The sequence below is a fragment of the Rhizorhabdus sp. genome, from assembly GCF_018006725.1.
Classification (GTDB): domain Bacteria; phylum Pseudomonadota; class Alphaproteobacteria; order Sphingomonadales; family Sphingomonadaceae; genus Rhizorhabdus.
The window spans coordinates 1-12951 of sequence record NZ_JAGMXV010000141.1; the positions used below are offsets into that span (position 1 = coordinate 1).

Here is a 12951-nt window from a genome sequence, read left to right on the forward strand (position 1 = left end):
CTCATAGGTCGAATGGTTGTAGCTGCAGGTGGCGAGCAGGCTGACCGCACCCATCAGGCGATATTGCAGCGCGGTCTCGAAGCCATAGGATTCGACGCCGCCTACATTCTGCAGCGTCGGCGGATTGCCGATGATGCCGGCGCCGTTCGAGAAGGACAGCAGACGGTTGCGGAACCTGGCATAATAGCCGCCGGCCGTGCCCGACAGCGCGCCATGACGGAAGCGGACGCCCGCCTCATAGGTGTCCGACTTCTCGGGCTTGACGTCGAGCGAGTCGAAGCCGGCCTGGGTCGTGGCGAACGGACCCGAAGTCGAGGCGCCGGTGAAGGCGCGGGTCACCTGGCTGAAGCCGGCATAGAGTTCGGCCTCGCCGATCTTGTAGACCGCACCCGCCGACGGCTGCAGCCAGTCGCGCGAGACGATCCGGCCCTGCGCCAGCACGCCCGCTTTGACCGGATTGGCGTCGATCGAAACGCGGAAGCCCTTGGCACCGGCGGTCAGCGTGAGGTCGCCCAGTTCGACGCGATCCTCGACAAAATATTGATAGGTGTGGGTGACGAAGCGGAAGTCCCAGTCGGTGCGGAACGGACTGCTCGGGAACTTCAGATGATCGCTCTGGTCGGCCGTGGCGGGGTTGACCGCATAGAAGCGCCGCGCCTGATGGAAATGGTTGTTCTCCCACCAGCCGCCGACGGTCAGCGTGTTGGGACCGCGCGTCCAGGCGAGCTTGCCGAACAGGCCGCCGCGACGAATGTCATATTCGGTCGTGCGCTGCGAGATTGGGCTGCCGCTGGGGCTCGCCACATAGGGCGTCCACCACAGGCCCATGCCATGGTTACTGTGAAAATAGGTCGACAGGCTGCCGTTGACCGACTCGCTGAACGGAGCGTCGATCGTCAGACCCGCCACATAATCCTGCCGCAGGCCAGCCGCGTCATAATAGACGTCGTCGACGGTCGAATAGGGCGCGGGATAGACTGTGCCCGCCGCTGGATTGGTCGGCGTCACGCCCGTGTCGCCGCGATTGGCGCCGACCTGCGCGATCTGCAGCGCCAGCGGGAAGTTGTTGCCGATATTGTCGTTGCGCAGGCCGAGGCGGCGGATCATGTCGAGCGACAGATCCTGATAGTCGGTCTCGCGACGGTCGGAGAAGCTGAAGATGCCGCTGATGATCGGACCACCCATGTCGGCGACGATCTTGGCGTTGACCATATGCTGGTTCTGTTCGCCGACGCCCTTCCACTTGTTCAGGCCGAGATAGCCATAGCTCACATAGCCGCGCACCTTGTCGCCGCCGGTGTCGAAGCGAACGAAACCGCGCTTGGTCTCGTCGCTGCCATAGGTGGCTTCGACGTCGACCGCCGTGGTTTCGGACGGCGCGCGCGAGACGAACTCGATCGTGCCGCCGAGATTGTTGGTCGCGTTGGTGCCGAGCGAACCGGCGCCCTGCGTCACACGGGTCGTGCCGATATTCTCGGGGCTGATCGCGCGGCTGATGTGCAGGCCGTTGACATTGCCATAGCTGAAGTCGCCCAGCGGGATGCCGTCGAGGGTGTAGCCGAGCTGGTTCTGGTTGAACCCGCGGATCGAGATGCGCTGCGACCATTCATAATTGCCGAACGGGTCGGCCGACTGGAAGTTGACGCTGGGCAGCTTGGAGATCGCCTTGAGCGGGCTCGAACCCGGCGCCTGGACGCGCAGATCTTCCTGGCTGATCTCCTGGACCTGGCGCGCCTGGCCGCGACCGAAAACCACGATTTCGCCCGGCTCGGCATCAGCGCCGGCTTCGGCGGGAACAATGTCGGCAGCGACCGGTGCGGCGTCGGCCGCATGGGCGGTGCCCGAGAGAAGCGCGAAGGTCGCGCTCGCAAGCAGCAGCTGGGAACGAAGGCTCATGATAATCCCCTTTGGCGATCGGCGCGCGGTGCGCGTCCTGTGCGCCGGCCAATTAGGAGTCCTCTGCGACAGCTTCGTGCTGGAGCGATGACGCTATCATTGCAGATGCGAAACGCATTTGTTGCAGCGCGATGCGGACACAGGAACGCTTGGCTAACCTGTCCTTTGTGACGATTTCGCAGCCCCGGTCGCTCGGTCACATTCGGTGGCGAGCCGGCGTGCGACCGGCGATCGAGAGGAACCGGCATGGCCACCACATTCCCGCTTTCCATGGCGTCGGGCATCATGCCCGAAGCAACCCCGCTCCAGCTGGTCGAGGCGGCCGCGCGCGCCGGCTTCGATTATGGCGGCATGTGGATGGAACCGGCCGACTGGACCGACCGCACCACGTCTGAGGTCAAGCGCGCGCTCGATGACAGCGGGCTGCGGCTGCTCGATATCGAGGTGGTCTGGATCAAGCCGGGACCGCCCGATCCCGATCATCTGCGCATCGTAGAGGTCGGCGCCGAACTCGGGGCGCGCAACGTTTTGTGCGTGAGCAGCGATCCCGACCGGGGCGCCACGCGCGACAAGCTGGCGCTGCTTGCCGAGGCGGGCAGCCGGCACGGCATCCGCATCAATCTGGAATTCGGTCTGTTCACCGAGGTGAAGACCATCCACGAAGCGAGCGCCATCCTGCGCGAGATCGACGATCCGGCCTGCGCGCTGCTGGTCGACAGCCTCCACTGGTCCCGCTCGGGCGGAACGCTGGACGAGATCGCAGCACTGCCGCCTGCCTGGACCAGCTATATCCAGTTGTGTGACGCGCCTGCGATCGGTCCGGCCCGCGACGATGCGGAGGGCATATTGGTCGAGGCACTCGACGGGCGAATGGCGATGGGCACGGGCGGCTTACCCCTGCGTGAAATCGTCGCGCTGCTGCCCGAGGGGCTACCGATCGCGATCGAGGAGCGATCGAAGGCATTGCGCGATGGCTGGCCTGACCTCAACCAGCGCGCCGCACGGCTGCTGGAGACCTCCCGCGCTTTCTTCGACGGGCTCGCCAGGGACTGATCGGGGGCAGGAAAAGGAAAGGCCCTCGCTCCGGGGGCGGGGAGCGAGGGCCAACCTGGCGTTCGTCACGCAGGCGGGGCGCGATGGTCTGTCTCGAGCAACAGGGGGGAATCTCGAGAAGGTCGCGTCCGCTGAAAGGCGTTCTAGGACAGCTTAGCTGTCGCCCAAATGAACGAACCCGTTAATTGCGGGGACCCTTCGGCCGTGGGTCGTCCCATTTGAACGTCTTGTCGGAAATCGGCACCCCATAAGCCTGATTCGATAGGCGCACGGTCGAGCGTCCGTTCTGCGCATCGACCACCGTCCACCCCATCAGCTTGAGCCCGCCGGGCCCATTGCCGCGCGCGAAAGCGATGGTGATCGTGCCGAACTCGGGATGCTTCGGGTCGCGCGCCTCGACCAGGGTGGTGCCGGGTGCCGCCCCGTCGACGACCTTGGCGAAACGGCTGATGTCCTTGCTGGGATCGATCAGCACCGACAGCGGCGAATTGCCGACCGGCCAGCGCGACACCTGACGCACCGAATAGTCGATCATCGTCAGCGCCTTGCCATCGCCGACGATGAGCAATGGCACGCCCTTCTGATAGGCGAAGCGCACCCGCCCCGGCTGGCGCAGGCTGAGCGTGCCCGACAGCGCCTTGCCGTTACGATCGGTCTGGACGAAATCGGCGGTCATGGTGGTGATTCCGCGCAGATGCGCCGATACCTCCGCCAGGGCACCGGACGGCGCCGCCACAGCGGGGGCGGCTGCGACCAGCGCGACCGGCAGCAGGGACAGGGCCGAAAATGGGGAAAGCGAACGCATGATTGTCCTTCTGGTCATTTGGCCGCCGCTTATGGAGGAGCCGCGCTGAATTGGGAATGAAGCGGGGCAACGTCCCGAAACGCGATCGGGTTTCCTATATGGGTCGCATGACCGCCCGTGCTCTGACCCAAGAAGAACGCCGCCTCGTCGGGGAGGTGTTCGGCTCCGCCCTCGATCCCGAACCGGTGCGCGTCCACCGCGCGCGCTGGTGGCGCCTGCAGCCGCGCAACGTGCTGATGGCGCCCGACGGCGATCTCTGGTGCCACCCTGACGGCCCGCTCTATCGCGACTGCTATGCTGCGGCGTCGATCGGCATGCAGGCGCTGTTCGTCCATGAGATGACGCATGTCTGGCAGGCCCAGCGCGGTGGCCGATGGTATCTGCCGCTGATGCGGCACCCGTTCTGCCGATATCTCTATACATTGAAGCCGCGCAAGCCCTTCGCGCGCTATGGCATAGAACAGCAGGCCGAGATCGTCGCCGACGCCTTCCTTCTGTCGCGCGGCATCGCGCGGCCCGGCAAGCCGACGTTGGCAGTCTATAGGGCGGTGCTGCCGCCAGATTTCCTTCCGACCGAGCTTCCCCTCCACCATCCTGCGGATGGTCCCCCTCCCCGTGCCGGGGAGGAACTTTGCCGCACATCATTCCCAAGTTCCTCCCCGGCACGGGGAGGGGGACCGGCGTAGCCGGTGGAGGGGAAGCGGCGACCTCCGCGCGCAGGGAACGGTGGAACTGCGAGAGGACTCTCCGCGCACGGCACGGGACCTCGGCTCCCGACTCCGCTGGCATGATTCGGGACTCGGCGCTAAACGCTCCCGATGATTCCTACCGGCCTGCTCGGCGGCAGCTTCAATCCCGCGCATTACAGCCACCGGCATATCAGCCTGTTCGCCCTGCGCGCGCTGGGGCTGCGCGAGATGTGGTGGCTGGTCTCGCCGGGCAACCCGCTGAAGGCCGGCGCGCGCGACATGGCGCCGCTGTCGGCGCGGCTGTCGTCGGCGGAACGACTGGCCCGGCGGGCCCCGATCCGGCCCACTGCGATCGAGGCGCAACTTGGCACGCGCTATACCGCCGACACGATCCGTGCGCTGGTCCGCCGTTACCCCAGGCGGCGCTTCGTCTGGGTCATGGGCGCGGACAATCTGGAGCAGTTCGACCGCTGGCGCGACTGGCGCGGCATCGCGCGCAGCGTCACCATTGCCGTCATCGCGCGTCCGGGTTATGATGAGGCTGCCCGCACCTCCAAGGCGATGGGCTGGCTACGGCGCTTCGTCCGGCCCGCGGCCAAGGCGAAAGACTGGACGAGATGGAGAACGCCGGCCCTCGTGCTGCTGCACTATTATCCTGATCGCGGTTCCGCTACGCGGCTCCGGGCCAAGGACCCAGGCTGGCACCTTTCACATGACAAAAAAGGCTTGCGAGACCGCGTGACCCGCCGGCCGCTTCCCAAGGAGGTACATTGACCGCCCCAGACAGCATCGGGCCCGCCGGAACCACCGGCGCCAAGGATGCAGACCCTTCGGACCGGCTGCATCAGCTGATCCTGAAGTCCCTCGACGACGATCAGGCGATCGAGACCGTCTCGATTCCGCTCGCCGGCAAATCGTCGATCGCCGATCATATGGTCATCGCTTCCGGTCGTTCGACCCGCCAGGTGGCCTCGATGGCCATGAAGCTCGCCGACAAGATCAAGAGCGAAACCGGCAGGGCGGTCCGCATCGAAGGCCTGCCGACGGCGGACTGGGTGCTGATCGACGCGGGCGACGTGATCGTCCACCTGTTCCGCCCCGAGGTGCGCAGCTTCTACAATCTCGAGCGGATGTGGAATTTCGGAGACGCGCCCGCGCCCGTCGCGGTTCAGGGCTGATCGCGGCGTAACGCGGCCGGACGGGGAACGAAGGTGCTGCTGCACATCGTCGCGCGCGGCCGCATCGGTCGCGGCCCCGAAGCCGATCTCGTCGATCGCTACATGAAGCGCGTCGCCTGGCCGACGAAGATCACCGAGCTGCCCGACACCGGCGGCCGCGTCCCGCCGCGAGACCCCGGCACCATGCTGGTCCTGCTCGATGAGAAGGGCCAGCAGATGGGATCCATGGCCTTTGCCGAGACGCTCGGTCGCTGGCGCGACGACGGCCGGCGCGAAGCGCGCTTCATGATCGGCGCGGCGGACGGGTTCGAAGAAACGGAACGGCGGGACGCGGACCTGCTGATCGCCTTCGGCAAGGCGACCTGGCCGCACCTTCTCGCCCGCGCCATGCTGGCCGAGCAGCTGTGGCGCGCCACCAGCATATTGGCGGGGCACCCTTATCATCGCGAGGGCAGCCGTGGCGCCTGACAGGGCGCGCGATATCCGCCTGACCCTTTGCGCTGCGGCCTTGCTCGGGTTCGCCACACCCGGCGCGACTCCGGCCGCACAGATGGATCCCGCCATCGCCGAACAGCGGCGCGCCATGGGAATCGCGCGGAGCCAGGCCCGGGCGGCCGAACGCCGCGCCGCGCAACTGGAACGCGAGGCCCGCGCCATGCGCCGCGCGGCCGACCGATCCCGCGCCGAGCAAGCCGCTGCTGCCGCCGCCATCCAGGCCGCCGAAGCCCGGATCGCCGCCGCACAGGCGCGCATGCTGATCATCGACCGGCTCCGCCTGCAGCAACGCGCTCGGCTCGCCGAGCGACAGGGACCGATCGTGCGCCTCACTGCGGCGCTGCAGACCATGGCGCGACGCCCGGCGGCGCTCGCGCTCGTCCAGCCCGGCTCGATAGACGACATGATCCATGTCCGCTCGCTGCTCGGCACTGCGCTGCCCGAGATACGACGCCGCACCGCCGGCCTGCGCGCCGAGGTCGAGCGCGCCGACGCGCTTCGCCGGCAGGCCGATGCGGCGGTGGCCGATCTCCGCCACGAGCAGGAGCAGTTTCGTATCGAGCAACGCGCGCTGGCGCGGCTCGAAGCAGACCAGCGCCGACAGTCGCAGGGGCTGGTCGACGACGCGATGAGCCAGCAGGACCGGATGATCGCGATGGGCGAAAAGGCCCGCGACATCGCCGGACTGATCGAAGAACTGGGCGAACAGTCCGACATCCGGACAAGGCTCGCCAGCCTGGACGGGCCGCGGCTGCGACCGGCCCTGCCCGGCCGCGCCGGCCTGCCCGCGCCATCGGCGCTCAGCGATATGCTCCAGGGCGTGGCAAAGCCGCCGCGCTATCGGCTGCCGGTGCTCGGCCGGATCGTCAGCGGCATGGGCGAGCTATCCGAGTCGGGTGTCCGCGCGCGCGGCATCACCCTTGCAACGGCGCGCAATGCCCAGGTCGTGGCGCCGGCCGCCGGGCGGGTCTCCTACGCCGGGCCCTTCCGCAGTTACGGGGGGATCGTGATCATCGATCATGACGATGGCTGGGCGACGCTGGTGACGGGCCTCGGCCGCCTCCACGTCCGCACGGGTGCCCAACTCATCGAAGGCAGCCCGCTCGGCACCGTCGGCGGGCCCACCCCGCGCGTGACGGTCGAGCTGCGGCATCGTGGGGTGCCGGTCGACCTGCTTCCGATCGTGGGAGGGCAGTAGGGCGCCTTTCGCGCGCAGTGACTCGGCGATTTCCCCTCCACCGGCTGCGCCGCGCCCCCTCCCCGTGCCGGGGAGGAATGGGATGTTGCCAGATCCTCCCCGGAACGGGGCGGGGGACCATCCGCGGGATGGTGGAGGGGCAGCACCCAGGCACGAAGGGGAAGCCGCACGGTCATTGACCGATAAGCATTTGCCAACCATGTTCATGCCATGGCCATGTCGGCAGCCCCATTTTAACGGGCTGACTATTTAACCGTCGGCATATTGCCTGTACGGTGCGACGTTTCCCGGGAGCGGGCTGAAAGATGACGAAGACCCTGTTGCGTTCGGTTGGATTGTTCGGCGCCGGCATGATCGTGGCGACGATCGCACCCGCTATCGGCGCGGTGGACGTGAGCACCTATAAAGAGCTCGACCAGTTCATGAGCGTGTTCGAGCGGGTCCGCTCGGACTATGTCGAGAAGGTCGATGATCGCACGCTGATCAAGGGCGCGATCGACGGCATGCTCGCCAGCCTCGACCCGCACAGTTCCTATCTCGATGCGCGCGACCGGCAGAATATGCGGACGCAGACGCAGGGCGCCTATGGCGGCCTCGGCCTCTCGGTCACCATGGAGGACGGCGCGGTCAAGATCATGACGGCGCAGGAAGACACCCCGGCTGGCCGCGCGGGCCTCAAGACCGGCGACTATATCACCCATATCGACAGCAAGCTGCTCTATGGCGGCACACTCGACGAAGCGGTCGATCAGATGCGCGGCAAGCCGGGCTCGAAGATCCTGCTGACGATCGTCCGTCCCGGCCGCGAAAAGCCGTTCGACATCAGCCTCACTCGCGAGCTCATCCAGATGAAGCCCGTGAAGTGGGAGGTGAAGGATCAGGTCGGCATCATCAACATCAACACCTTCGTCAACGCCAACACCGGCGATTCGGTGCGGGCGGCGATCGCGGGTATCCAGAAGTCGCTCGGTCATGATCCGGCCGGCTATGTCATCGACCTGCGCTCCAACCCCGGCGGCCTGCTCGACCAGGCGATCGACGTCGCCGACATCTTCCTCGACCGGGGCGAGATCGTGTCGCAGCGCGGGCGCGAGAAGAACGATATCGAGCGCCGCTATGCGACCGCCTCTCCGCCCGACCTCGCCCATGGCCTGCCGATCATCGTGCTGGTCGATGCCGGCTCGGCCTCGGCGGCGGAGATCGTCGCCGGCGCGCTGCAGGACCAGAAGCGCGCATTGGTGATGGGTGAGCGGACCTTCGGCAAGGGCTCCGTCCAGACGGTGATCGACCTGTCGGACGAGACCGCGCTCAAGCTGACGACCGCGCGCTATTATACGCCGTCGGGCCGGTCGGTGCAGGAGGGCGGTATCAAGCCCGATCTGCGCGTACCCCAGCTCAGCGACGCCGATTACAAGGATCGGCCGCGCCTGCGCGAATCCGATCTCCGCCGCCACCTGATCAACGAGGCCAAGGTCGACGACAAGGTGCTGGAGGATGACGGCAAGCCCGATCCCCGCTTCCAGCTGACGGCCGCCGACCTGAAGAAGCAGGGCATCGAGGACTTCCAGCTCGACTATGCGGTGAAGACGATCGCCCGCATGGCGCAGCCGCCGCTACGCACCGCGCAGGGCGGCGCGAAGAAGACCGGCGCACGCTGACACCGGCTGCGGACCGGCGCTCGACGCGCCTGTCCCTCGGTTGGGCTGGCCCCCCGCGCCATCTGTGCTAAGGCCTTGTCCATGAAACGCTTCGCCCAGGCGCGGCTTGCCGCGCTCCTCCTCCCCTCCGCGCTGATGACCGGCGCGCTGGGATCGCAATATATCGGCGGCCTCTTCCCGTGCGAGATGTGCCACTGGCAGCGCTGGCCGCACGAGATCGCCATTGCCGCCGCGCTGTTCGCCTTTCCGCTGGGCGACAAGCCGGCCGGTCGCACGGCGCTATGGATCGCCATTCTCGGCATCCTCGTCAGCGGCCTGATCGGGGTCTTCCACGCCGGCGTGGAATATAAATGGTGGGAGGGCATTACCCGCTGCTCCGCCCCGCTGACCGGCGGCTCGACCGACGATCTGATGGCACAGATCATGGCGACCCCGATGATCCAGTGCGACGTGCCCCAATGGACGCTGTTCGGCATTTCGCTCGCCGGATACAACGCAATCCTATCGACCCTCGGAGCACTCGGCATCCTCCTGATGTGGAAGCGCAAGCCATGACCAGCGACAGCAGCCGCGCGGCGATGCTCCGCGTCGACCAGGCCGGAGAGTTCGGCGCGACCCGTATCTATGCCGGCCAGCTGGCGGTGATGGGACAGCGCAGCCCGGAAGCGCGTGCCATCGCCCGCATGGCGCATCAGGAAGCGCGCCACCGCGTCATTTTCGACCGGATGATCGCCGAACGCGGGGTCCGCCCGACCGCACTGCGCCCGCTCTGGGACGTCGCGGGCTTCGCCCTGGGTGCGGCAACCGCGCTGATCGGCCCCAAGGCGGCGATGGCCTGCACCGCAGCGATCGAGACCGAGATCGATCGCCATTATGGCGAGCAGCTCGACGAGCTGGGCGACGAGGATCCCGAACTGGCCGAGACGATCCGCGACTTCCGCGCCGAGGAAGTCGAACATCGCGAGACGGCGATCGCCGCCGGCGCGGAGCAGGCGCCCGCCTATCCGCTGCTGTCGGGTGCCATTCGTCTCGGTTGCCGCATTGCCATCGGACTTTCCCGGCACATATAAAGACTTGAACACAGGACAGGACCCGCGCCGATGATCAGGAACCGCATCTTCACCCCGGCGCTGGCGATCCTTGCCGCGGCCTTTGCTGCGCTGCCCGCCACGGCGCCCGTCCAGGCGCAGCGCACCCAGCGCGTGCTGACGATCTTCGGCACCGACCCCTGCCCTACCAGCAATGGCGACGAGATCGTCGTCTGCCAGCGCATGCCCGAATCGGAACGCTATCGCATCCCCGAACAGCTGCGCCGGACCGAACCGAAGAACGATAATTGGGGCGACCGCGCGTCCAGCCTCGAATATGTCGGCCGCAGCGGCGCTCAGAGCTGCTCGACCAGCGGCGTCGGCGGCGCTTCGGGGTGCTTCCGCGAACTCGCCCGCAAGGCGTGCGACGAGGACAAGGCCGACGGCAAGAAGTGCGGGATCAAATTCTGATCTCTGCGGGAGAGGATTGACGGTTCCGCCCGTTCATTGCGGATCAATCGCGTTTTTGGCAGATGGCCTGGCATGATTCCGCCATCCGGAAAACGACCGATGAACCGTCTCGCCTTTCTCCCCGCCCTCGCCGCACTGGCGCTCGCCGGCTGCGCCTCGGTCTCGCCCGAAGCCAGGGTCCGCACCAAGCTGATCGACGCGGGGATTCGCCCGCCGGTTGCCTCCTGCATGGCCGAACGCATGGTCGACCGCCTGTCGCTGGTCCAGCTGCGCCGGCTGCAATCGCTGGGCGGGCTTGGCAATCGGGACGTCCGCGAAATGAGCGTGGACGAACTTGTCCGGCGTCTGCGCGCGCTGCAGGACCCCGAGATCGTCTCGGTGGTGCTGAAGGCCGGAATCGGCTGCTCGATCGCAAGCTGAGGGCGGCGTCCGCAGCCCTGCGGCAAGCTGGCCGGGCGCCACTGTCCTTCCGCACAGCTTCCCCGCGGAACAAAGTTTGCCTATTGCCCGCGCATCGTTTGATTTGCTGCGGATGGGGTTTTCAAGGCGCATCTTTCATGCTTTAGCGCCTGCAAATCCCGTGGACTCTGAAGGACAGGCTCGCGCATGAACATCCATGAATATCAGGCCAAGGAGCTGCTGGCGAAGTTCGGTGTGGCAGTGCCCGCCGGCCATGCGGCACTGAGCGTCGACGAAGCCGTCGAGGCAGCCAAGAAGCTCCCCGGGCCGATCTGGGTGGTCAAGGCGCAGATCCACGCGGGTGGCCGCGGCAAGGGCAAGTTCAAGGAACTGCCGGCCGATGCCAAGGGCGGCGTCCGCCTGTCCAAGTCGGTCGAGGAAGTCCGCGCCAACGCGCAGGACATGCTCGGCAACACCCTCGTCACCATCCAGACGGGCGAAGCCGGCAAGCAGGTCAACCGCCTCTACGTGACCGACGGCGCCGACATCAAATCCGAATATTATCTGTCGATGCTCGTCGACCGCAAGACCGGTCGCATCGCGATGATCGTGTCGACCGAGGGCGGCATGGACATCGAGCAGGTCGCCCATGACACGCCCGAGAAGATCCGCACGATCGTGATCGATCCGGCCGAGGGCTTCCAGCCCCACCACGGCCGCGCCGTGGCCTTCGCGCTGAAGCTCAAGGGCGACCTCAACAAGCAGGCCGTCAAGCTGGCCGAGCAGCTCTACAACGCCTTCATCGCGACCGACATGTCGATGCTCGAGGTCAATCCGCTGGTCGAGACGACCGACGGCAAGCTGCTCGTCCTCGACGCGAAGGTCAGCTTCGACTCGAACGCGCTGTATCGCCGCCCCGAGATCCTCGCTCTGCGCGACGAGACCGAGGAGGACCCCGCCGAGATCGAAGCGTCGAAATATGACCTTGCTTATATCAAGCTGGATGGCGACATCGGCTGCATGGTCAACGGCGCGGGCCTCGCCATGGCGACGATGGACATCATCAAGCTGAACGGCATGTTCCCGGCCAACTTCCTCGACGTCGGCGGCGGCGCCACGAAGGAGAAGGTCACTGCGGCGTTCAAGATCATCCTGAGCGACCCGGCGGTGAAGGGCATCCTCGTCAACATCTTCGGCGGCATCATGCGCTGCGACATCATCGCTGAAGGCATCATCGCGGCAGCGAAGGAAGTGAACCTGTCGGTTCCGCTGGTCGTCCGCCTTGAGGGCACCAACGTTCAGCAGGGCAAGGACCTGCTGGCCGGTTCGGGCCTGCCGATCGTGGCGGCCGACGATCTGGGCGACGCCGCGCGCAAGATCGTCGCGGAAGTGAAGAAGGCGGCCTGATCCGTCGGGTGAGGGCGCGGTCGATCCGATTTGCAAAACGGTATTTCGCAGTTTTACAAATTCACATTTGATTTGACCGCCCCGAACCGCAATGGCGATCGGCCATGGAGCCGGGTCCGCAAGGTCCCGGCCCGCTGACAGCAAGGGATACGGCCTCCCCAGGGCAAGTGCCAAGGCCAAGGAGTGAAGCTATGAAAGTCCTCGTGCCCGTTAAGCGGGTCATCGATTACAACGTGAAGCCTCGCGTCAAGATGGACGGCACCGGCGTCGACCTGGCCAACGTCAAGATGTCGATGAACCCGTTCGACGAAATCGCCGTCGAAGAAGCCATCCGCCTGAAGGAAAAGGGCATCGCCACCGAGATCGTCGCGGTTTCGATCGGCGAGCAGAAGGCCCAGGAAACGCTGCGCACCGCACTCGCCATGGGGGCCGACCGCGCGATCCTGATCGTCAGCGAGACCGAAGTCGAGCCGCTCGGCGTCGCCAAGCTGCTCGCGAAGATCGTCGAGGAAGAGGCCCCCGGCCTCGTCATCCTCGGCAAGCAGGCGATCGACGACGATTCGAACCAGACCGGCCAGATGCTCGCCGCGCTCACCGGCCGGCCGCAGGGCACCTTCGCTTCGAAGGTCGAGGTCGAAGGCGACAGCGTCAAGGTCACCCGTGAAGTCGATGGC

14 protein-coding genes and 1 pseudogene are annotated in these 12951 nt (G+C 66.5%); 13 read left to right on the forward strand and 2 right to left on the reverse strand.

Translation table 11 applies throughout. The annotated features are described in order from the left end of the window. Positions 1–1896: TonB-dependent receptor (locus KAY22_RS17620; protein WP_296624606.1), on the reverse strand; the 1896-nt coding region annotated here is incomplete at its 3' end. Positions 1897–2142: 246 nt separating this feature from the next. Between KAY22_RS17620 and KAY22_RS17625 the strand changes: the two genes are divergently transcribed. After that, the gene (locus KAY22_RS17625; RefSeq protein ID WP_296624607.1) at positions 2143–2949 is read left to right on the forward strand and encodes a TIM barrel protein; all 807 of its coding nucleotides are present in this window, start codon (positions 2143–2145) and stop codon (positions 2947–2949) included. 181 nt (positions 2950–3130) lie between these two features. Here KAY22_RS17625 and KAY22_RS17630 read toward each other — a convergent pair whose 3' ends face one another. After that, positions 3131–3754, reverse strand: coding sequence for an outer membrane lipoprotein carrier protein LolA (locus tag KAY22_RS17630; protein ID WP_296624608.1), 624 nt, complete (start codon positions 3752–3754; stop codon positions 3131–3133). 107 nt (positions 3755–3861) lie between these two features. On the opposite strand from KAY22_RS17630, the pseudogene KAY22_RS17635 reads away from it, so the two are divergent. The 12 genes and pseudogenes from KAY22_RS17635 to KAY22_RS17690 all read left to right on the forward strand — a co-directional run. Further along, positions 3862–4311, forward strand: a pseudogene (locus tag KAY22_RS17635) (vgr related protein); the annotation flags it as partial. 261 nt (positions 4312–4572) lie between these two features. After that, positions 4573–5217, forward strand: coding sequence for a nicotinate-nucleotide adenylyltransferase (locus KAY22_RS17640; RefSeq protein ID WP_296624609.1), 645 nt, complete (start codon positions 4573–4575; stop codon positions 5215–5217). 14 nt (positions 5218–5231) lie between these two features. Next, positions 5232–5621, forward strand: a complete 390-nt coding sequence (gene rsfS, locus KAY22_RS17645) for a ribosome silencing factor (protein WP_296624620.1) — start codon at positions 5232–5234, stop codon at positions 5619–5621. 33 nt (positions 5622–5654) lie between these two features. Further along, positions 5655–6089, forward strand: a complete 435-nt coding sequence (locus KAY22_RS17650) for a 23S rRNA (pseudouridine(1915)-N(3))-methyltransferase RlmH (RefSeq protein ID WP_296624610.1) — start codon at positions 5655–5657, stop codon at positions 6087–6089. Then, positions 6079–7314, forward strand: coding sequence for a peptidoglycan DD-metalloendopeptidase family protein (locus KAY22_RS17655; RefSeq protein ID WP_296624611.1), 1236 nt, complete (start codon positions 6079–6081; stop codon positions 7312–7314). Before KAY22_RS17650 ends, KAY22_RS17655 begins: the two co-directional genes overlap by 11 nt. A 350-nt stretch (positions 7315–7664) precedes the next feature. Beyond that, positions 7665–8972, forward strand: coding sequence for a S41 family peptidase (locus KAY22_RS17660; protein ID WP_296624621.1), 1308 nt, complete (start codon positions 7665–7667; stop codon positions 8970–8972). A gap of 81 nt (positions 8973–9053) precedes the next feature. Next, the gene (locus tag KAY22_RS17665) at positions 9054–9527 is read left to right on the forward strand and encodes a disulfide bond formation protein B (RefSeq protein WP_296624612.1); all 474 of its coding nucleotides are present in this window, start codon (positions 9054–9056) and stop codon (positions 9525–9527) included. Further along, positions 9524–10042 carry a demethoxyubiquinone hydroxylase family protein gene (locus tag KAY22_RS17670; RefSeq protein WP_296624614.1) on the forward strand — a complete coding sequence of 173 codons (519 nt, stop codon included), beginning with the start codon at positions 9524–9526 and terminating at the stop codon, positions 10040–10042. Before KAY22_RS17665 ends, KAY22_RS17670 begins: the two co-directional genes overlap by 4 nt. Before the next feature lie 30 nt (positions 10043–10072). Further along, the gene (locus KAY22_RS17675) at positions 10073–10471 is read left to right on the forward strand and encodes a hypothetical protein (protein ID WP_296624615.1); all 399 of its coding nucleotides are present in this window, start codon (positions 10073–10075) and stop codon (positions 10469–10471) included. A 99-nt stretch (positions 10472–10570) separates the two neighbouring features. After that, positions 10571–10891 carry a hypothetical protein gene (locus KAY22_RS17680; RefSeq protein ID WP_296624617.1) on the forward strand — a complete coding sequence of 107 codons (321 nt, stop codon included), beginning with the start codon at positions 10571–10573 and terminating at the stop codon, positions 10889–10891. A gap of 186 nt (positions 10892–11077) precedes the next feature. Continuing rightward, on the forward strand, positions 11078–12277 hold the full coding sequence (gene sucC, locus KAY22_RS17685) for an ADP-forming succinate--CoA ligase subunit beta (protein ID WP_296624618.1): 1200 nt from the start codon (positions 11078–11080) through the stop codon (positions 12275–12277). Positions 12278–12468: 191 nt separating this feature from the next. Then, positions 12469–12951 (forward strand): electron transfer flavoprotein subunit beta/FixA family protein (locus tag KAY22_RS17690; protein ID WP_296624619.1); only part of this gene is annotated, 483 nt, incomplete at its 3' end.

Coding starts and splice junctions, on each gene's coding strand:
- KAY22_RS17660 (WP_296624621.1), top strand. CDS start 7,665: ATGATCGTGGCGACGATCGCACCCGCTATCGGCGCGGTGGACGTGAGC.
- KAY22_RS17675 (WP_296624615.1), top strand. CDS start 10,073: ATGATCAGGAACCGCATCTTCACCCCGGCGCTGGCGATCCTTGCCGCG.
- KAY22_RS17670 (WP_296624614.1), top strand. CDS start 9,524: ATGACCAGCGACAGCAGCCGCGCGGCGATGCTCCGCGTCGACCAGGCC.
- KAY22_RS17630 (WP_296624608.1), bottom strand. CDS start 3,754: ATGCGTTCGCTTTCCCCATTTTCGGCCCTGTCCCTGCTGCCGGTCGCG.
- KAY22_RS17640 (WP_296624609.1), top strand. CDS start 4,573: ATGATTCCTACCGGCCTGCTCGGCGGCAGCTTCAATCCCGCGCATTAC.
- KAY22_RS17680 (WP_296624617.1), top strand. CDS start 10,571: ATGAACCGTCTCGCCTTTCTCCCCGCCCTCGCCGCACTGGCGCTCGCC.
- KAY22_RS17665 (WP_296624612.1), top strand. CDS start 9,054: ATGAAACGCTTCGCCCAGGCGCGGCTTGCCGCGCTCCTCCTCCCCTCC.
- sucC (WP_296624618.1), top strand. CDS start 11,078: ATGAACATCCATGAATATCAGGCCAAGGAGCTGCTGGCGAAGTTCGGT.
- KAY22_RS17625 (WP_296624607.1), top strand. CDS start 2,143: ATGGCCACCACATTCCCGCTTTCCATGGCGTCGGGCATCATGCCCGAA.